The sequence below is a fragment of the Micromonospora haikouensis genome (genome assembly GCF_900091595.1).
In the GTDB taxonomy this organism is placed as follows: domain Bacteria; phylum Actinomycetota; class Actinomycetes; order Mycobacteriales; family Micromonosporaceae; genus Micromonospora; species Micromonospora haikouensis.
In genome coordinates this window covers 122,784-140,878 of sequence record NZ_FMCW01000010.1, presented here as the reverse complement: position 1 = coordinate 140,878, position 18,095 = coordinate 122,784, and the positions used below count along the sequence as shown (strand labels likewise).

The following is an 18,095-nucleotide window of genomic DNA, read 5'->3' as shown; positions in this document are numbered from 1 at the left end:
CGGGATCAGGCGCGGGTCTGCTTCTTGATCGACGAGTCCTTGGCGACCTTGTCGGCGGCCGCCTGCATCTTGTCGACGAACTGCTGCGCGGTGAGCCGGCCGGCCATCAGCTCCTCGGAGAGGTTCTGGCTCTCCTTGTCCAGGTCGGCGTAGAAGTCGAAGAGCTTGGTCTTGATCAGGTCCTTCGGCGCGTTGCGCATCAGCTCGTTGGCGCTGGCCAGCGCCGTGTCCTGCACGCCGTCGCCGGAGCCCTTGGTGGAGGCCAGCGACTTGGTCAGCTCGGCGAACTTGGCGGAGCCGGACTTCGACAGCACGGCCCGCAGGAACTCCTTCGCCGCCGCCTTGTTCGGGGCCTTGCTCGGCACCACGAGGCCCTCGCCCGCGCCGGCGAAGACGTCCTTGGGCGCCTTGTCGGTGGCCCCGAGGCCCCAGTAGTCCGACAGCTTCATCTCGAAGCCCGGCGGGATCGTCGCCGCCATCTCGTTCTTCAGCCAGGTGCCGACCTGGATGAACGCCGCCTTGCCGTCGAGCCACGCCTGCTGGGACTGGGTGTGGTTGAGGTTGCCCGGCAGCAGCAGCCGGTCCTTGACCAGCTTCTCCCACGCCTGGAGGGCGGGCAGCACCCCGTCGGCCTTCCAGGCGTTCTCCTTCAGGTTGTCGATGTCGACGACCGCCTGCCGGCCGGCGGACTTCCAGATCGTCGCCATCAGGGCCCAGCGCGGGTAGTAGCCGTGCACGGCGTCGTGCACGTACGGGGCGATGCCCTTGGCCTTGATCTTCGGCGCGAGGGCGAAGAACTCGTCGAACGTCGTCGGCGGCTGCCAGCCCTCCTTGGCGAACAGCGCCCCGTTGTACCAGTTGCCCCACACGGTGAAGGCCACGTTGACGACGTAGAACTTGCCCTGGAAGGTGCCGTCCTCGACCGTGCCGGGCAGCAGCGTGTCGGCGACGGTGCCCTCGCTGTCCCACGCCGGGGCGGTGAGCAGGTCGTCCAGGGGCTCGATCGCGCCCTCGTTGACCAGGGTGCTGATGTCCATCATGTCGGCGCCCGAGTTCATGACGAGGTCGCTCGGCTGCGTCGCCATCTTCGGCTGCTCTTCGGTCTTGATCTTCTGGGTGGAGCTCATGTTGACCGTCACGCCCGCGTGCTTGGCGGCGAAGACGGCCTTGTCCTCGTTGGCCCACTGGTCGCCGAGGCCGCCGTTGAAGATGACGACCTTGACGGCGCTGCCGTCCTTGACGCCGAACGGGTTGTCCTTGCTCTTGGCGGCGCCGGTGTCGTCGGACTTGCTCGGCTCGCTGCCGGCGCAGGCGCTGAGCAGGCCCGCGGCGGGGGTGACGAGCAGGCCCGCCGCGGCGGCACGGCGCAGCAGGGTCCGGCGGCTCAGATCGGCCGGGTGCTCGGGGGTAACCGACATCGTTGTCTCTCCTTGAGGTGTCGAATCAGGCGGTGCGCCGGAGACGCCCGGCGTACCGCGACTCGAGGGCGAGGTTGTGCTCGTCCCCACCGGGGACGTTGGCGGAGAGGTAGATAGGGGGTACCTCCCCGGCCTGGTGGAACCGTCGGACGACCTCCGCGGTCACCAACTGCGCCAGCAGCGCGGCGGTGACCGAGGAGACCGCACAGACCGCGCCGCCGCCGGAGAGCGGCAGCAGTGCGTCACCGTACGGCGCGCCGTTGTCCAGCACGACGTCGGCGAGGTCGACGAGCCGGTGCCCCGACGGGTGCCGGGGGGCGACCCGCGAGGTGTGCTCGACCGAGGTGACCGCGATCAGCGGGTGGCCGTGCCCGGTGACCAGCGTCGCCAGCTCGACCACCGAGCCGTTGATGCCGGACTGGGACGCGATCAGGAAGACGTCGCCCGGCTGCGGGGCGGCGAGGGCGTAGAGCTGGTGGGCGACGGCCGGGTCGCGTTCCAGCTTGGGGTCGGCGAGCACGTCGCGGGGCGCGTCGCCGTGCAGCACGAGGTCGTGCAGGGAGATCCGGTTGGTGGGGACCAGCCCGCCGGCCCGGGCGACCAGTTCGGCGGCGAACGCTTCGGAGTGGCCGGCGCCGAACGCCTGGAGCACCCCGCCGGCGCGCAGGCCGGCGGCGATCAGGTCCGCGGCCCGGCCGACCGCCCCGGCCTGCGAGTCGACGACCCGGTCGAGGACGGGCCGGACGGCCTCGGCGTATCCCTGTGCGCTGATCATGCGGTGGCCCCCTTCGCGGCCTTGTGCCCGTCGACGGCCTGGGCGGTGCGCCGGAAGGCCGCGTGGGCGCGGTCGTGGGTGCGCTGGGCGACGGCGATGTAGAGCAGGTCGAGCACGACGAGCTGCGGGTGCCGGGCCGACAGCGCGTCGGGGCGGAACGTGGTGGCCTGGCTGGCGGTGAGCAGCACCAGGTCGGCCAGCTCGGCCAGCGGCGAGCGGGGGAAGCCGGTGAGCGCGACGGTGGTCGCGCCCCGGCTGCCGGCCTCGGCGAGCAGCTCGATGGTCTCCCGGGTCTGCCCGGTGTGCGAGATGCCGAGCGCCACGTCGCCGGGGCCGAGCAGCGCGGCGCTGGCCAGCCCCTCGTGCACGTCGCTCCAGGCCCAGGCGGCCACCCCGATGCGGTGCAGGCTGAACTGCATCTCCTCGCCGACGAGGGCGCTGCCGGACGCGCCGAAGATGTTGACCCGGCTGGCCCCGGCGATGGCCACGGCCGCCCGTTCCACCTGGGCGAGGTCGAGCAGCGCGGCGGTGTCGTGCATGGCCCGGGTGTCGGCGGCCATGATCTGGCCGAGCACCCGCTCCAGGGGGTCGCCGGGCTGGATCTCCCGGCCGATGTCGACGGTCCAGCCGGCGGAGCGGGCCCGCCCGGTCTCGGCGGCGATGCCGAGGCGCAGGTCGGCGTACCCCTCGAAGCCCATCGCGCGGCAGAACCGGGTGATGGTGGCCGGGGAGGTGCCGCTGCGCTCGGCCAGCTCGACGATGGTGGCCCGCGCGGCGGCCTCCGGGTCGCTGAGCACGTGCTCGGCGACGCGGCGCAGCGCGCCGGTGAGCTCCGCCGCGCCGGCCCGGACGCGGGCGAGCACGCCGTCGGTGGGCAGCGCGGCCCGCCGGTCGGCCTGGTCGGCGTCGACCACGGCGGCGCCCCGGGGGGTGTCGACCTCGTGATCCACCATGCGACGCCTTTCGGAAAAGAGTGTTAACTGTTAGTGGTAAAAGTTCTTACTGAAGGGCCCTCCGTGTCAAGACCGTGGTCGAAGTTTTCAAACTGTTACCTGACGCGCGGCCCTCCGCCCGGCCGGGGATCTTGCCCCGCGCGGCCGGGCCGACCAGCATGAATCCGCCCGCACCGCCGACCCGGGGAGGCCCACCGGATGTCCGACACCGTCGTGGTCGGCCTCGACGTCGGGGGTACGTCCACCCGGGCGCTCGCCGTGACGCTGGCCGGGGAACGCCTCGGCACCGGCCGGGCCGGCGGCGGCAACCCGACCAGCCATGGCGCCGAGCGGGCCGCCGCGGAGCTCCTGACCGCCCTGCGCGCCGCGCTGTCCGGCGTGGACCCGGCCCGGGTGCGGGCCGGCACGATCGGGCTCGCCGGGGCGGGGCGGCTGCTCGCCGACCCCGCCGGGCGGGCCGCGTTCGACGGGGCGTGGCGCGACGCGGGCCTGCGCTGCCCGTACGCGGTGCACGGCGACGCCCTCGTGGCGTACGCCTCCGGCACGCCCAGCGCGCACGGCACGGTGCTGATCGCCGGCACCGGCGCGATCGCCGCGCAGGTCCGCGACCTGCGGCTGGACCGGGTCGCCGACGGCCACGGCTGGCTGCTCGGCGACGCCGGCTCCGGGTTCTGGCTGGGCCGGGAGGCGGTCCGTCGGCTCCTGGCCGACCTGGACGCGGGGCACGCCCCGGGGCCGCTGGGCCGCCGGGTGCTCGCCGAGCTGCTCGGCGACGAGCGGGTCGCCGACCGGCCCCGCGACACCGTGGACGCCGTGGTGCAGGTCGTCACCCGCCGGCCGCCGGTCGAGCTGTCCCGGCTCGCGCCGCTGGTGGTCGCCGCCGCCGTCGACGCCGAACCGGTCGCGGCGGGGCTGATCGGGGCGGCCGCCGGCCACCTCGCCGACAGCGCCGCGCGGATCCGCCCGGCCGGCGCGGTGGACCCGGTGGTCCTCGGCGGCGGGCTGCTCACCGGCGACACCCCGCTGGCCGCCGCCGTCCGGGCGGAGCTGGCCCGACGGTGGCCGGCCGCGCCGCTGACCACGGCCGGCGACGGGGCGGCCGGGGCGGCCTGGCTCGCCGCCCGCGACCTGCCCGAGGTCGCCGACCCGGCCGCCCTGCACCCGCTGCTGGTGCCGGCGACGGCATGACGGCCGGTTCGAGAATCTTTGAGTTGGCCTATGCCCTGAGCCTGCTTGAAGGCCTTCCGACAGTTTCGCGGTAGGTAGCAGCCCCTCCGCCCGACTCGCCCGGTCACCGGCGTATACCCTGGCCGGCCACCTCGTCGGATAGGGCCGAACGTGCCAACCCATAAGACGTGCCGACCGGAGGGGCAGGTCGAACCTGACCCCCGACCGGCTGAACACCACCTGCGGTCAGCCCGGCCGGCTCGCCCAACTCGACGCCCCGGCCGCCGGCAGTGGAACGCGAATGGCCGGAGGTGGCGCAGCCGGGCGGGGCCCGCCGCTGCCCCGCCCAGCCCTAACCCGGCCCTGGTCAGGGGCCTCGTGCACGAACGCCTGGTGCCCCAGGGATCTCAAGCCGTCTGACCAGGGGTGAAAGTTGTTTTGGTCAGGAAGCTACGAGCACCAGGCGCCGTTCGAGTTCTGGATGACGCCCAGGTTGTCCCTGTAGACCCAGCCTGAATAGCGAGTGCCGTCTTTCATCGCCCAGCCGTGAAACCAGAGGTTGCCCAGGTCGTTGCTGTCGCGGCAGTCGACCCAGAACTTCGTGTTCTGGTACAGAGCGGTGAAAGGGCAGTCCGAATAGGGGCCACTTCTGATCGGTGTGGTCTTTCCGGGAACCGTGTAGGCGTAGCCCGAATCGTAGACTCCCCAGGGCTCCGATTTGCACGCCAGTCGCGCACCGGGTCGCAGGTCAGGATCGGTGACTGCCGACGCCGACGCCGACCGATCCACATGCGCCTGCGCGATGTCAGGCGCGCCGGCCAGTGTGGTGGCGGCCACGCCGATCGATAGGACTACCGCAGCAGCGACAGCCAGGAACTTCCGCTTCATACCCTTCCTCTCTTCGGGATTGACTTGTCCGTTCATGGACCGGTGGCACCGGGTGTTCCAGGTCGGACTCGCCGGAGGGACTTGCCGTATCCCGATACTTTCGCGTGTCACGGCGAATGTCATTGAAAGCGGGCGCACGACGGTTGACTGTGGGCGCACACCGTGGCGGGCTACCGGTGGTGGGTGTGGTGCCGGTACTCGCTGGGGGCGGTGCCGTAGGTGGTGCGGAAAAGGCGGGTGAAGTGGGCGTTGCTGGTAAAGCCCCACCGGTGGGCAATGGCGTGGATGGGTCGGTCACGTTGGTGGGGGTCGGCGAGGTCGTGGCGGCAGCGTTCGAGCCGGTTTTGGCGTATCCACGCGGCAACGGTCAGGCCCTGCTGTTGGAATAGCTTGTGCAGATAGCGGGTAGAGATGGCATGTGCTGCGGCGATCGCCTCAGGGGTGAGACCGGGGTCGCCGAGTTGCTGTTGGATGAATTCGTGGATTCGAGTGTGCAGGGCTCGCTGGTATGTGGCGGACGGCAGCGTTCTCGTGGCTTGGAGTTCGTGGGCGTAGGTGGCGGCGAGCAGGTCAAGGGTGATGGTTGCGAGGCGTGCGGCGTCGGCCGCCGTCCAGTTGGCGGCGTCTTGTTGTAGTCCGATGAGGTGGCGTCTGAGCATGGCGCCGAAACCACGCCGTGTTGGCAGGGGTGTGGTGTTGAGCGGGTCGAGTATCTGCGGTCGGAGGGGGATCAGCTTCCTCGGGATCAGGACGACCAGGCAGCTGACGATGGGGCCTCGGCCGGCCGCCGCCCAGGAGTGGAAGGGCCGTGAGGTGTCATGGAGGACCAGGCTGCGGGAGTCGAAGCTATTGTCGCGGCCGGCCTGGGAGACGCCCATCCGCCCGCGCAGGTGGAGGACGAGCTGGTACAGGCCAGCGTCGGACTGCCGGATCATCTTCGGGGTCCGGATCACCTCCAGCGGACTGTAGGTGAGGGTGGACACCTGGATGGAACCGAGGTCGAGTACGCGTACCGAGCCTTGGAAGCTGTCCGGATGAGGGGTGCGTATTCGTGCTGGGTAGTGAGAGCTGACACCGAACTCGTTCCAGCTTGGCCACCGGTCGGCTTGCGGGAGGTCATCGGTGCTGAACCTGCTTTCGAGCACAGTCAACTCCACTGATCGGAATCGTCACCGGGCAAGCTCGACCACGCGCACGGGCGACGCTAAATGGACTCTCGACGCGCTCAGCGAGCCACGAGCTCGACACTTCCCTCACCGGGTGGGCCACACAGGCTGAAGGGTCGGGCCCCCTGACGGTGGGAAGCCCGACCCCGCTGGCCCGATCTCCTCGACGGGCGCGTCCGCGCGTTGCGCCCGCGATCAGGCGCGCGTGCTGATGATCGACGTCCAACACTGCCGATCCGCGTCAGGACTGTCGCAGATCCGCAGCTTGATCAGGCTGTTCTCGTGCATGTCCTTGTTGCAGTAACCCCAACCGGCGGACGTGAAGGTGCAGGTGCCCTGCCGGTAGAGCGTGCTGTCGCTGGGGTAGTAGTTCCACCACACCGCCGTGGGCGTGTCACCGAGCGAGCTGTTGTTGGAAACCCACAGCACGTCGCCGTACGGCTGCCAGCAGGCGACGGAGTTGCTGAACGGGTCCGCCGGCGTGCAGTCCTTGTCGTAGCCGTTGTCGACGGTTCCCCGGGTGGCCTGGTTCCGCTCCCAGCTGACCGCCAGGGCCGGGCTTGACCACGACACGGCGGCGAACAGACCCATCGTCAGCGCGACCACACCCGCAGTTGCCCGCCTCGCCAGATCCATCATTCTTCTCCTCTCGACAGACAGCCTTGGACATCCCTCGGTGCTCCGAACGCTCGGCCCGGTGCCGCCCATTGCCGGGCGGCACCCCCCGTCGGACCAAACGACTGGCGCGTAGCGGTCGCCACTCGCACAGTCTGGGCAGCTCCCGACGCCCTTACCTCGACCAGGATGGCGACCCGGCACGCTCGCGCCCCCGATCCTGGACGTCCATGGACGATGTCGGACGCCGATGGAAGGATGCGACCGTGACCAATGGCCCCGCTGATCCGTCCGCACACGGTCCACCTAGGACGGAGGGCGAACTGCTGGCGGAGCTCAACCGGCTGCGGGTCCGCGCCGCCCGCTCCCGGGGCAAGGCCCGGCTCTCCCTCCAGGACCTGGCGGCGGCCACCGGCGTGCCCAGGAGCAGCCTGGCCAACTACCTCAACGGGCGCAGCGCGATGCCGATGGACGTGCTCGACCGGCTCCTGCTCGCCCTCGGCGTGACGCCGGCCGAGGCGGGCGTGTGGGCCACCCGGTGGGAACGGGCCGTCGGCGAGCGCCTCGCGCCGGGCGGCGCCCCACGCGCGGCCACCAGCCCCGCCTCGCCGGGACCGGGGCCTCCGGCGGTCGACCCGACGCCCGGGGACGGGCCGCAGGCGCAGTCGGCCGCCGACCGCCCGGGGCCGGCGCTGCCGGTGCCCGCGCAGCTGCCGCCCACCCTCGGCGCCTTCTCCGGGCGGCAGGACGTGCTGGCGCAACTCGACGGGCTGCTCGTCGATGCGGACGCCGACCCCGCCGCCCCGGTCATCGCCGTCGTCACCGGCACCGCCGGAGTCGGCAAGACCACGCTGGCGACGTACTGGGCGCAGCGGGTCCGCGACCGTTTCCCCGACGGGCAGCTGCACGTCGACCTGCGCGGCTTCGACCCCCGCAAGCCGCCGGTCCCGCCCGCCGAGGCGGTCCGGGGTTTCCTGGACGCCTTCGAGGTGCCCCGGCACCGCGTGCCGACCGGCCCGGACGCGCAGGCCGCTCTCCTGCGCAGCCTGCTGACGGGCCGGCGCGTGCTCATGGTGCTGGACAACGCCCGGGACGCCGACCAGGTCCGCCCGTTGCTGCCCGGTGCGTCCGGCTGCCTGGTGCTGGTGACCAGCCGCGGCCAGCTGCCCGGCCTGGTCGCGGTGGAGGGTGCCCGGCCGGTGCCGGTGGAGCTGCTCGACCCGGCCGAGTCCCGGGCGCTGCTCGCCGCCCGGCTGGGCTCGGGGCGGGTGGACGCCGAGCCGGGGGCGGTCGACGAGATCGTCGGGCGGTGCGCGGGCCTGCCGCTGGCGCTCGCCGTCGTCGCCGCCCGCGCCGCCGCCCACCCACGCTTCCCGCTGGCCACGATCGCCGCCGAGCTGCGGGAGGCCCCACGCCGCCTCGACCCGCTCGCCGGCACCGACCCGGGCATCGACGTGCGGGCCGTGCTGTCCTGGTCGTACGCGCTCCTCGGCACGCCGGCCGCCCGGCTGTTCCGGCTGCTCGGGCTGTCCCCCGGGCCGGACGTCGGCACGGCCGCCGTGGCCAGCCTCGCCGGGACGTCCGTCGCCGAGGTCCGGCCGCCGCTGGCCGAGCTGGTCGGGGCGCACCTGGTCACCGAGCACCGGCCCGGCCGGTTCACCTGCCACGACCTGCTGCGCGCGTACGCCCGGGAACTGGCCGACGCGGACCCGGCGGCCGGCCGGGCGGCCGCGACCCACCGGCTGCTCGACCACTACCTGCACACCGCGCACGCCACCGAGCAGGTCCTGGTCCCGCCCCGGGGCCCGATCACCCTGGCCGACCCCGCGCCCGGGGCGGCCCCGGAGCGCGCGGACGGCCGGGCCGCCGCGCTGGCCTGGTTCGCGGCGGAGCACCGCTGCCTCGTCGCCGCCGTCGAACACGCCGCCGGCACCGGCCACGACACGCACGCCTGGCAGCTCGCCGCCGCCTGCGTCAGCTTCTTCGACCTGCGCGGGCACTGGGCCGACTGGACGGCGACGCAGCAGATCGCGCTGCGCGCCGCCCGCCGGCTGGGCGACCGGAGCGCCGAGGCCCACGCGCACCGCTTCCTCGGCGGCGCGGCCACCCGGCTCGGCCGGATCCTCGACGCCCGCGCCCACCAGTCGCGGGCACTGGTGCTGTTCGAGTCGCTGGACGACCGGATCAACCAGGCGTTCACGCACCGGAGCCTGGGCTGGATCGCCGAGCGCTCGGGCGACCACCGCACCGCGCTGGGTCACGACCTGCGGGCCCTGGAGCTGTTCCGGCACGCCGGCCACCGGGGCGGCGAGGCGGCGTCGCTCAACTCGGTCGGCTGGTGCCACGCCCAGCTCGGCGACCACCGGCGGGCGATCGCGGACTGCGAGCAGGCCCTGGCCCTGCTCGACGAGCTGGGCGACCTGGACGGGGTCGCCATGACGCTCGACAGCCTCGGCTACGTCCACCGGCTGCTCGGCGAGCACGCGCGCGCCGCCGAGCTGTACCAGCGGGCCCGGGGGCTCTTCGCGGCGCTCGGTGACCGGCACGGTGAGGCCGAGGCCGGGGCGAACCTGGGTGACACCCTGTGCGAGGTCGGCGACCCCGAGGGGGCCGCCGCCGTGTGGCGGCAGGCGCTGGCCATCCTCGACGACCTCGGCGACCCGAAGGCCGACCACGTCCGGGCCAGCCTCGACGCGGTGATCTGCGCCGAGCTGGACCCGGACGGCCCGGGAACGCCCCGGCGCTGACCGATCCGGCCACCGGGCGGCCCGGCCTGGCCTAGCCTGGGCTGATGCGCCGCCTGCGGCAGCTCGCCGAGCGCACCCCGGCCGGGCGGGAACGCTACGTCGACCTGCTGCGGGCCGTCGCCATCTGCATGGTCGTCGCCGGGCACTGGGGCGTCACCGTCATCGGCCGCGACGCCGCCGGCCGGCCCACCGGCCACTCCGCGCTCGGCGACCTGCCGTGGGCGTACCCGCTGACCTGGGTGGGGCAGGTGCTGCCGGTGTTCTTCCTCGTCGGCGGGTTCGCCAACGCCGCGTCGCTGACCGCGAACCGGGCCCGGGGCGGCGACGCCACCGGCTGGCTGCTGGCGCGCAGCGCCCGGCTGGTGCCGCCGACCACCGTCCTGCTGCTGGTGCTGGCGGCCGGCGCGGGCGGGTCGTCCCTGTGGGGCGCCGGGGACGCGCGGATCCGCACGGTGGTCTGGTTCGCCACCATCCCGCTGTGGTTCCTCGTGCCCTACCTGGCCGCCGTCGCGCTCACCCCGCCGATGCACGCGCTGCACCGCCGCTTCGGGCTCGCCGTGCCGGTGGCCCTGGTCGGCGTGGTCGCCCTCGGCGACCTGGGGCGGCTGGCCGGGCCCGCGCCGCTCGCGTACGGCAGCTACCTGGCCGGCTGGCTCGCCGTGCACCAGGCCGGCTTCGCCTGGTACGACGCCCACGCCGCAGCCACCGACGGCCGGGGCGGCGCGGCCGACGGCGCCCGGCACCCGCTGCCGACGTCCCGCCCGGCGGCGGTGGCGCTGCTCGCCGGCGGCCTCGGCGCGCTGCTGCTGCTCACCGCCGTCGGGCCGTACCCGGTGGCGATGCTGCACGTGCCCGGCGAGCGGCTGGACAACGCGAGCCCGCCGAGCCTGGCGCTGCTCGCCCTGGCCACCGCCCAGCTCGGGCTGGTCCTGCTGCTGCGCGACCCCGCCGAGCGGTGGCTGCGCCGGCCCGGCCCGTGGCAGGCGGTCATCGCGGTCAACTCGGTGGTGCTGACCGTCTTCCTCTGGCACCTCACGGCGGCCCTGCTGCTGGTCGGCGCGCTGGACGCGCTCGGCCTGCTGCCCACGCCTGCGGTGGGGACCGCCGCGTGGCTGGCCTGGCGGGTGCCCTGGCTGTTGCTGCTCGCCGTGGTGCTGGCCGGGCTCGTGGCCGTCTTCGGGCCGGTCGAGGCGCGGGCGGGCCGGCGGCGGCGCGCCGGGGAGGGCGCGCGTCGCCGCCGGCCGGCCCCCACCGGCCTGGTGGTCGCCGGGTACGCCGCCGTGATCGCGGGGCTGCTGGTCAACACCGTCACCCCGAAGGCCGCGCCCGAGCCGCTGGGGCTGCCCGCCCCGGCGCTGGTGGCGTACCTGGCCGGGGCGGGGCTGCTGCGATGGCTCAGGTCTGGGTGGGGAAGCCGAGGTTGACCCCGCCGTGGCGCGGGTCCAGCCACCGGCTGGTCACCACCTTGCCCCGGGTGAAGAACGCCACCCCGTCGGCGCCGTGGGCGTGCAGGTCGCCGAAGAGGGACGCCTTCCAGCCGCCGAACGAGTAGTACGCCATCGGCACGGGGATCGGCACGTTGATGCCGACCATGCCGGCCTCCACCTCGTGCTGGTAGCGCCGGGCCGCGCCGCCGTCGTTGGTGAAGATCGCCGTGCCGTTGCCGTACGGGTTGGCGTTCACGAGGTCCACCGCCTCGTCGTACGAGCCGACCCGCAGCACGCCGAGCACCGGCCCGAAGATCTCGTCCGTGTAGATCGACATGTCCGGGGTGACCCGGTCGAACAGGGTCGGGCCCAGCCAGAAGCCGGCCGGGTCCCCGTCCGGGGCGACGTCGCGCCCGTCGACGACGGGCACCGCCCCGGCGGCCACCCCGGCCTCGACGTACGCGCGGACCTTCGCGGCGTGCGCGGCGGTGACCAGGGGGCCCATGTCGCAGCCGCGCCGGCCGTCGCCGGTGCGCAGCCGGCCCATCCGCTCGGCGATCCGGGCGACCAGGGCGTCGGCGACCGGCTCCACCGCGACCAGCGCGGAGATCGCCATGCACCGCTCCCCCGCCGAGCCGAAGCCGGCGTTGACCGCCGCGTCGGCGGCCAGGTCCAGGTCGGCGTCGGGGAGCACGACCATGTGGTTCTTCGCCCCGCCGAGGGCCTGCACCCGCTTGCCGGCGGCGGTGCCGCGCTGGTGCACGTGCCGGGCGACGGGGGTGGAGCCGACGAACGACACCGCCTGCACCCCCGGGTGGTCGAGCAGCGCGTCGACCGCCTCGGCGTCGCCGTTGACCACGTTGAGCACCCCGTCGGGCAGGCCGGCCTCGGCGAACCACTCGGCCAGCAGCAGCGCCGCGCTCGGGTCCTTCTCGCTGGGCTTGAGCACCACCGCGTTGCCGCAGGCCACGGCGACCGGGACGAACCACAGGGGCACCATCACCGGGAAGTTGAACGGGGAGATCACCGCGACCACCCCGAGCGGCTGGCGCAGGCTGTACGAGTCGACCTCGGTGGAGACGTTCTCGCTGAACCCGCCGCGCAGGGCCGAGGGGATGCCGCAGGCGTACTCGATGACCTCCAGGCCGCGCTGCACCTCCCCGGCGGCGTCGGCGAGCACCTTGCCGTGCTCGGCGGTGATCACCTCGGCGAGCCGGTCGCGGCGGGCGTGCACCAGCTCGCGGAACGCGAACAGCACGGCCGTGCGCTTCGCCAGGGAGGCGTCGCGCCAGGTCCGGGCGGCACGGCCGGCGGCGGTGACCGCGTCCGCCACGTCCGCGGCGGAGGCCAACGCCACCTGCCCGGTACGCCGTCCCGTGGCCGGGTCGAACACGTCCCCGCGCCGGCCGGAGGTGCCGTCGATCCGCCTGCCGTCGACGAAGTGCCCGATGAGGTGCACGGCGTTCGCTTCGGACGTCACGCCGCCACCTCGCCGTCGGCGCAGGAGCGGACGGCGTCGACCAGGATGGCCAGCCCCTCGCGGGCCTCGTCCTCGGTGAGGGTCAGCGGCGGGCCCATGCGCAGCACGTTGCCGTAGAGGCCGCCCTTGCCGACGAGCAGGCCGCCGGCCCGGCACGCCTCGAAGACCCGGGCGGTCAGGGCCGGGTCGGGCTCGACGGTGCCCGGGTGGACGAACTCGACGCCGAGCATCAGTCCCCTGCCGCGTACCTCGGCGACGCAGTCGAGGCCGCCCACGGCGGCCCGCAGCCCGTCGGCGAGGATCGCGCCGACGCGGGCCGCGTTGGCCTGGAGGTCGTGGTCGAGCAGGTAGTCCAGCACGGCGTTGCCGGCGGCCGTGGCGAGCGGGTTGCCGCCGAAGGTGGAGAAGCTGATCGCCGGCACCGACTCCATGATCTCGGCCCGGCCGACGACCCCGGCGAGGGCGAAGCCGTTGCCGATGCCCTTGGCGAAGGTGAGCAGGTCCGGGGTGACGCCGTGCGCCTGGTAGCCCCAGAAGTGCTCGCCGGTGCGCCCCCAGCCGGTCTGCACCTCGTCGGAGATCAGCAGGATGCCGTGCTCGTCGAGCACCTTCCGCCACGCCGCGAGCAGGCCGTCGGGGCCGTGCACGAAGCCGCCGACGCCCTGGATCGGCTCGGCGATCAGGCAGGCGACGTCGCCGGCGGTCTGGGTGGCGAGGACCTCGCGCAGGTCCTCGACCGCCGCGTCGAGGCGGTCGGCGGGGTCGAGGCGGGACAGCAGGCCGCGCAGCCGCTCGCCGGAGTGCAGCCAGGCCACCTGGAGCGGGTTGAGGGCGCTGGCCGACCAGCCCCGGTTGCCGGTGACGCCCATCGTCGCGTACGTGCGGCCGTGGTAGCTGTTGCGCACGGCGAGGATCTGGTGGGAGCGGCGGTGGTTGGTGGCGGCCAGCAGGGCGGCCTCGTTGGCCTCGGTGCCGGAGTTGGTGAAGAAGACCCGGGCGTCGGGGATGCCGGAGTGCCGGGCGATCTTCTCGGCCAGCTCGACCTGCTGGCGGATCAGGTAGAGCGTCGAGGTGTGCACGAGGCCCGTGGCGAGCTGCCGCTGCACGGCCTCGCGGATCTCGGGGATGTCGTAGCCGATCATGTTGGTCAGCACGCCGCCGAAGAAGTCCAGGTAGGTGCGGCCCTGCGCGTCGGTGACCCGGCGACCGGAGCCGGAGACCAGCTCGATCGGCTCGGCGTAGTAGAGCGGCATCCAGGACGGCAGCACGGCCCGGTGCCGGGCCAGCAGGTCGTCGGTCATTCGTCGCACCCTCCAGCGCGTTGGCGGTCACCGCACGCTCCCACCCACCGGCGGCGGGGACAACTGCCACTGTGTAGCGGACCGGCGGCCTTCGGCTGACAGCACGTCAACCGATCGGCTGCGGTTTCCGGGGCGTCCGGCGCGTTCGGCGCGCGTTTCCCGTCGCCCGGGGCTCCGGAGGCGACGCGATCCGCACGGTACGATCCGGGGCGTGCGGATCATGCGGGACGTGCCGCTGCCCGACGGGGCGGCGGGCGCTCCCCCGGCACGGATCGTCGACGGGGTGCGCGCGTGGGTGACCTCGCCGCCGCTGCGGGACCTCGTCGCGCGGTTCGGCGGCGACGATCCCCCGGGCGATCCGCCCTCCGGCGACCGGCTTGGCCGCGACCCGTTCTCCGGCGACCCGTTCTCCGGCGATCTGGCGGCGGCGCTGGCCTGGCTGGACGACTTCTCCGCCCGGCACTGGGACTTCCGGGGCGGCCGGGAACGCCCCGAGGCCGCCGAGCCGGCGTTCGATCCCCGCACGGCGGGACTGGTGCTCGCCGCGGCGTCCGCGCTGGGCCTGGCCCGCCCGGTCCCACCGGCCCGCCGGGCGTACGCGCACCTGGTCGTCCTCGGCGGGCTCGCGCACGCCTGCCTGCGCCGGGTGGCGTACGCCGCGCACCTGGTGCGCTCGGGCACGGCGGTGGCCGGCGAGGTGGCCGTGCTGGGCAGTTTCCGCCCGCTGTCGGTGGCGGAGCGCCGGACGCTGGCCGACGCGGGCGTCGTGGCCGGCGACACCGAGGTGGACGCCCTCGACGCGGCGGTCCGGCTCGCCTTCGGGGTGACCGGGCCGGCCGAGGAGGACGGCGTGGACGGCGGCCACCCGCACCGCTCCTGGTCCTCGCGCACCTGGCGGCCGGCGGGAGCACCGCCGGTGCGGGTGCTCGCCGCCCCGTCCGGCGATCCCGGGCGGCGGCGCGCGCACACCGCCGACACGCAGCGGTTCTGGGCCGAGCACGTCCGGCTCGCGCCGGGCGACCCGGTGCTGATGGTCACCGCGCCGGTCTACGTGCCGTTCCAGCACTGCGACGCGCTGCGCACGCTGGCCGTGCCGTACGGGTGCGGGGTCGAGACCGTCGGCGTCGACCCGGCCCTGCCCGGCCTGGCGCGGCTGCCCGAGCCGGTCCCGACGCCGGGGCGCTACCTCCAGGAGATCCGCTCGGCGATCCGGTCGATGCGCGCCCTGCACGCCGCCGTCGCGGACGGTTGAGCGGCCGGGGCCGGGAGACCCGGGGGCGGCCCGGCCGGCGTCCGACGGGGAGATCGGACGCCGCCCGGGCCGGTGGAGGATCAGTTCACGTAGACCGTCGCGCCGCCCTGGGTGGTGTCCCGGACCGGGGCGTACGTCGCGCTGAAGTACGCCGAGGCGAAGCAGGTACCCGGGCCGGCGGACTTGGTGAACGGCTGGTTGGCGAAGGCGATGGAGGTGGTGGCGTTGGACGCCGTCCCCCGCACGACGCCGCCGTTGGCCTTGTAGACGCAGGTGACGTTGCCCAGCAGGGTGCGCAGCGAGACGGTGCTCTGGATCGACCCGGTGAGGGTGACCGCGCCGGCGCTGGTGACGGAGACGGCGTAGGGCAGGTTGTCGACCGTCACGCTGTTGACCCCGAGGGTGCCGACCACGTTGCTGGTGCAGCTGGTGAAGGTCTGCCCGGTGAGGCTCTCGGTGGCGGTGCCCGGGGCGACCGGGTTGGTGACCGCCTTGGCGGTGAAGGTGGACGCGGCGCACTTGACGCCGGTCGTGCCGGTGGCCGACGAGTAGAAGTTGGCGGTGGTCCCGGTCTGGAGGCTGGCCTGGAGGGTGTCGCCGACGGCGACGGCGGTCCCGCCGGCGCTGCCGGTGGTGAGCACCGTGTTGGCGAGGGCGGCCGGGCCGGCGGCGGAGGCGGGGGCCGCCGCGACGAGGGAGCCGAGCAGCGCGACGGCGGCGAGGCCGACGGCGGCGCGTCCGTACCTGGGCATGGTGGGTCCTTTCGACGGGTGGTGGTGCGACGGCGGCGGCCGGACCGGCGGGTCACCGCGCCCGGCGGGCCGGGCGCGGCCGGGCGGCCGCGGGGGTGGCCACGGAGGGACGCCGTGGCCGTGGGCCCGCCACCGGTGGACGGTCGGCGGCGGGGACGGACGCCGCCGGGCGGCGGCGGGGCGGGGTGTGCGGGTCGGTCACCGGTGACCCGGCGGAGCGGCCCTCGGGGTCCGGCCGGTCAGCGGCCGGTGCCGGGTGGGGCACTGCGGCGCAGCCGCGTCACCCGCACCTTTCCGGCCTTGGGGGCACCCGCGCGGTCGGCGATAATGGCGACCATCGAGCCCCCCTTCGGCGCTGCTCGGTGCGGCCATCCGGCGCAGATGACCATCAGTGACCCGACCGGAACCCAACGTGGTGAAGTTATAAACCCCGGAGGGTCGCAAAGTCAATCGTTGATTCAGGGAGGTCGATGTCAATGTCGCTGGCGCCCCACCCGGAGACCGGATCCGCACCCCCGCCGCCGGAGCCCCGGCCCGACTCCACGCCCCTGCCGGGGGCCCGGCCGGGGCGCGACCCCGAGCGGGCGATCAAGCGGGGCCCACGCCGCCAGTCGGCCGAGGCGGTCGCGGCGACCCAGCGCGACCGGCTCTTCGACGGGCTCGTGCACGAGGTGGCGGCCAGAGGCTACGACAACGCCCGGGTCACCGACATCTGCGGCGCGGCCGGCGTGACCCGCCCCGCCTTCTACGCCCTCTTCGCCGGCAAGGAGGACGCCTTCCTGGCCACCTACCGGCACGGCACGGCCGTCCTGCTGCACCTGATGGACGACGCCTACGCCGCGGCGGGGCCGGACTGGACCACCGCCGCCCGGGCCGCCCTGCGGACCCTGCTGGAGGTGCTGGCGAGCGTGCCCGCGTTCGCCCGGATGGCGCTCGTGGAGATCGACGCGGCCGGCCCGGCGGCCCGCGACGAGCGCGACCTGCTGCTGTCGCGGTTCCACCGGTTCTTCCACCCCGCCCGGCCCCGGTCACCCCTGTCGCCCGAGGAGGACGACCTGCTGGTGACGACGGTGGTCGCCGGCATCTACGGCACCCTGCGGCTGCGGGTGAGCCAGGGCCGCACGGCCGAACTGCCCCGGCTGCTGCCGGTCCTGACGTACGCGATGACCGCGCCGTTCCTCGGCCCCGGGGCCGGCGACCGGGCGGCGCGGGCGGCCGACGCGGGCGGCCCGGGTGTCACCGCCCCCTGCGCGGTCGACCCGGCGCGCCCGGCCCGGGGGGACGGCTGAGCGGGCCGCCGGGCCGCAGCGCGATCAGAAACCGTCGCGGTTTCTCACTATCGGCAATTTTTCGCAGATCGACCGGCTCCACTGGGCATCAATCTTGACCCACCCTTTACTCAGCGGTAACTTCGCCCTGCGGCGGGCTCGACACGCCGTACGCGAACCAATTCAGATCATCGCCCCGCTCCGCACAGCGCCCCCGCATTGTCGCGGACGAATCGATCTCGAAGAGGAGCCGTCATGTCGGACGACACCGTATCCACCGAGCCGGTCCCGCCCTCCGGCGGCGTGCGCTGGCGGCGGTTCGCGGTCAGCCTGGCCGCCGCCGGGGTGGGCGCCGCCGGAATGGTGCTGCTCACCGCGCAGGGGGTGCTCGGCGCGCAGTTCGCGATCTCCGGAATGCCCTTCGTCGTCACCGCCGACAAGCTCGACGGGACCGGGTTCGAGCAGTTCGCCACGCTCGACCAGATGATCGAGGACAGCCCCAACCAGGGCGACACCGGCGGCCAGGTCGTCGTGCTCGTCTCGGCGATCGACAAGGCCGAGCTGACCAACCTGTGCCAGAGCATCAACCTCGGCGGCATGTACATGAAGCTCACCGCCGGCACCGGCGGGAAGCCGGTGACCGCCCGCACGATGGTCGTCGACTCCGACGAGATCTCCGGCAACGCGTCGTTCCAGTCGATCGACATCGGCCAGGACGCCAGCACGCTGGACAAGGTGCCCGGGGTGCGCGGCAACCCGGGCGTCTTCGGCCAGCAGGCCGACAAGGTGACCATCACCGGTCTGCGGCAGAACAACTACGCCACCACGGCCGCGGTGTTCACCCTGCCGAACCTGCGGATGAGCTTCTCCTCCGAAGGCTGCTGAG

Annotated in this window: 15 protein-coding genes; 6 read left to right on the top strand and 9 right to left on the bottom strand. The window is 74.1% G+C overall.

What is annotated here, in order from left to right; all coding sequences use genetic code 11:
- Positions 1 to 5: 5 nt before the first annotated feature.
- Genes ngcE through GA0070558_RS12325 form a run of 3 tightly spaced genes read right to left on the bottom strand, consistent with a single transcriptional unit; the run spans position 6 to position 3,146 of the window.
- Positions 6 to 1,418, bottom strand: a complete 1,413-nt coding sequence (gene ngcE, locus GA0070558_RS12335; protein ID WP_043967674.1) for an N-acetylglucosamine/diacetylchitobiose ABC transporter substrate-binding protein — start codon at positions 1,416 to 1,418, stop codon at positions 6 to 8.
- A gap of 25 nt (positions 1,419 to 1,443) precedes the next feature.
- Entirely contained in the window at positions 1,444 to 2,193 is a 750-nt protein-coding gene (locus GA0070558_RS12330) for a sugar isomerase domain-containing protein (RefSeq protein ID WP_077939249.1), read from the bottom strand.
- A complete protein-coding gene (locus GA0070558_RS12325; protein ID WP_077939248.1) occupies positions 2,190 to 3,146 on the bottom strand; it encodes a MurR/RpiR family transcriptional regulator in 957 nt (318 codons plus the stop codon). Before GA0070558_RS12325 ends, GA0070558_RS12330 begins: the two co-directional genes overlap by 4 nt.
- Before the next feature lie 198 nt (positions 3,147 to 3,344).
- Between GA0070558_RS12325 and GA0070558_RS12320 the strand changes: the two genes are divergently transcribed.
- Positions 3,345 to 4,334, top strand: a complete 990-nt coding sequence (locus GA0070558_RS12320; protein WP_091278660.1) for an N-acetylglucosamine kinase — start codon at positions 3,345 to 3,347, stop codon at positions 4,332 to 4,334.
- Positions 4,335 to 4,763: 429 nt separating this feature from the next.
- Here GA0070558_RS12320 and GA0070558_RS12315 read toward each other — a convergent pair whose 3' ends face one another.
- The 3 genes from GA0070558_RS12315 to GA0070558_RS12305 all read right to left on the bottom strand — a co-directional run bounded on the left by GA0070558_RS12315 (position 4,764) and on the right by GA0070558_RS12305 (position 7,003).
- Entirely contained in the window at positions 4,764 to 5,201 is a 438-nt protein-coding gene (locus GA0070558_RS12315; protein ID WP_091278657.1) for a hypothetical protein, read from the bottom strand.
- Positions 5,202 to 5,371: 170 nt separating this feature from the next.
- Positions 5,372 to 6,358, bottom strand: coding sequence for an AraC-like ligand-binding domain-containing protein (locus tag GA0070558_RS12310; RefSeq protein ID WP_218106986.1), 987 nt, complete (start codon positions 6,356 to 6,358; stop codon positions 5,372 to 5,374).
- Between the two features lie 204 nt (positions 6,359 to 6,562).
- On the bottom strand, positions 6,563 to 7,003 hold the full coding sequence (locus GA0070558_RS12305; RefSeq protein ID WP_141722207.1) for a hypothetical protein: 441 nt from the start codon (positions 7,001 to 7,003) through the stop codon (positions 6,563 to 6,565).
- Positions 7,004 to 7,248: 245 nt separating this feature from the next.
- Between GA0070558_RS12305 and GA0070558_RS12300 the strand changes: the two genes are divergently transcribed.
- Both GA0070558_RS12300 and GA0070558_RS12295 read left to right on the top strand, forming a co-directional pair.
- Entirely contained in the window at positions 7,249 to 9,729 is a 2,481-nt protein-coding gene (locus GA0070558_RS12300; RefSeq protein ID WP_176734192.1) for an ATP-binding protein, read from the top strand.
- 44 nt (positions 9,730 to 9,773) lie between these two features.
- The gene (locus tag GA0070558_RS12295; protein WP_091278647.1) at positions 9,774 to 11,153 is read left to right on the top strand and encodes an acyltransferase family protein; all 1,380 of its coding nucleotides are present in this window, start codon (positions 9,774 to 9,776) and stop codon (positions 11,151 to 11,153) included.
- On the opposite strand, the gene GA0070558_RS12290 is transcribed toward GA0070558_RS12295, so the two are convergent.
- Entirely contained in the window at positions 11,125 to 12,615 is a 1,491-nt protein-coding gene (locus tag GA0070558_RS12290) for a CoA-acylating methylmalonate-semialdehyde dehydrogenase (RefSeq protein ID WP_091278907.1), read from the bottom strand. The genes GA0070558_RS12295 and GA0070558_RS12290 overlap by 29 nt on opposite strands.
- A 17-nt stretch (positions 12,616 to 12,632) precedes the next feature.
- On the bottom strand, positions 12,633 to 13,937 hold the full coding sequence (locus GA0070558_RS12285; protein WP_077939241.1) for an aspartate aminotransferase family protein: 1,305 nt from the start codon (positions 13,935 to 13,937) through the stop codon (positions 12,633 to 12,635).
- Positions 13,938 to 14,157: 220 nt separating this feature from the next.
- Between GA0070558_RS12285 and GA0070558_RS12280 the strand changes: the two genes are divergently transcribed.
- Positions 14,158 to 15,189, top strand: a complete 1,032-nt coding sequence (locus GA0070558_RS12280; RefSeq protein ID WP_256091905.1) for a hypothetical protein — start codon at positions 14,158 to 14,160, stop codon at positions 15,187 to 15,189.
- An 80-nt stretch (positions 15,190 to 15,269) separates the two neighbouring features.
- On the opposite strand, the gene GA0070558_RS12275 is transcribed toward GA0070558_RS12280, so the two are convergent.
- Positions 15,270 to 15,941, bottom strand: a complete 672-nt coding sequence (locus GA0070558_RS12275; RefSeq protein ID WP_091278643.1) for a Tat pathway signal sequence domain protein — start codon at positions 15,939 to 15,941, stop codon at positions 15,270 to 15,272.
- A gap of 470 nt (positions 15,942 to 16,411) precedes the next feature.
- Between GA0070558_RS12275 and GA0070558_RS12270 the strand changes: the two genes are divergently transcribed.
- On the top strand, positions 16,412 to 17,230 hold the full coding sequence (locus GA0070558_RS12270; RefSeq protein WP_256091896.1) for a TetR/AcrR family transcriptional regulator: 819 nt from the start codon (positions 16,412 to 16,414) through the stop codon (positions 17,228 to 17,230).
- A gap of 234 nt (positions 17,231 to 17,464) precedes the next feature.
- Positions 17,465 to 18,094, top strand: a complete 630-nt coding sequence (locus GA0070558_RS12265; RefSeq protein ID WP_043967660.1) for a DUF6230 family protein — start codon at positions 17,465 to 17,467, stop codon at positions 18,092 to 18,094.
- Position 18,095: the final 1 nt, after the last annotated feature.

What these genes read in the sequence shown, in the direction of transcription:
- GA0070558_RS12325 (WP_077939248.1), bottom strand. Translation starts at nt 3,146, where the DNA reads ATGGTGGATCACGAGGTCGACACCCCCCGGGGCGCCGCCGTGGTCGAC.
- GA0070558_RS12285 (WP_077939241.1), bottom strand. Translation starts at nt 13,937, where the DNA reads ATGACCGACGACCTGCTGGCCCGGCACCGGGCCGTGCTGCCGTCCTGG.
- GA0070558_RS12330 (WP_077939249.1), bottom strand. Translation starts at nt 2,193, where the DNA reads ATGATCAGCGCACAGGGATACGCCGAGGCCGTCCGGCCCGTCCTCGAC.
- ngcE (WP_043967674.1), bottom strand. Translation starts at nt 1,418, where the DNA reads ATGTCGGTTACCCCCGAGCACCCGGCCGATCTGAGCCGCCGGACCCTG.
- GA0070558_RS12315 (WP_091278657.1), bottom strand. Translation starts at nt 5,201, where the DNA reads ATGAAGCGGAAGTTCCTGGCTGTCGCTGCTGCGGTAGTCCTATCGATC.
- GA0070558_RS12275 (WP_091278643.1), bottom strand. Translation starts at nt 15,941, where the DNA reads ATGCCCAGGTACGGACGCGCCGCCGTCGGCCTCGCCGCCGTCGCGCTG.
- GA0070558_RS12295 (WP_091278647.1), top strand. Translation starts at nt 9,774, where the DNA reads ATGCGCCGCCTGCGGCAGCTCGCCGAGCGCACCCCGGCCGGGCGGGAA.
- GA0070558_RS12265 (WP_043967660.1), top strand. Translation starts at nt 17,465, where the DNA reads ATGTCGGACGACACCGTATCCACCGAGCCGGTCCCGCCCTCCGGCGGC.
- GA0070558_RS12320 (WP_091278660.1), top strand. Translation starts at nt 3,345, where the DNA reads ATGTCCGACACCGTCGTGGTCGGCCTCGACGTCGGGGGTACGTCCACC.
- GA0070558_RS12305 (WP_141722207.1), bottom strand. Translation starts at nt 7,003, where the DNA reads ATGGATCTGGCGAGGCGGGCAACTGCGGGTGTGGTCGCGCTGACGATG.
- GA0070558_RS12280 (WP_256091905.1), top strand. Translation starts at nt 14,158, where the DNA reads ATGCGGGACGTGCCGCTGCCCGACGGGGCGGCGGGCGCTCCCCCGGCA.
- GA0070558_RS12270 (WP_256091896.1), top strand. Translation starts at nt 16,412, where the DNA reads ATGTCAATGTCGCTGGCGCCCCACCCGGAGACCGGATCCGCACCCCCG.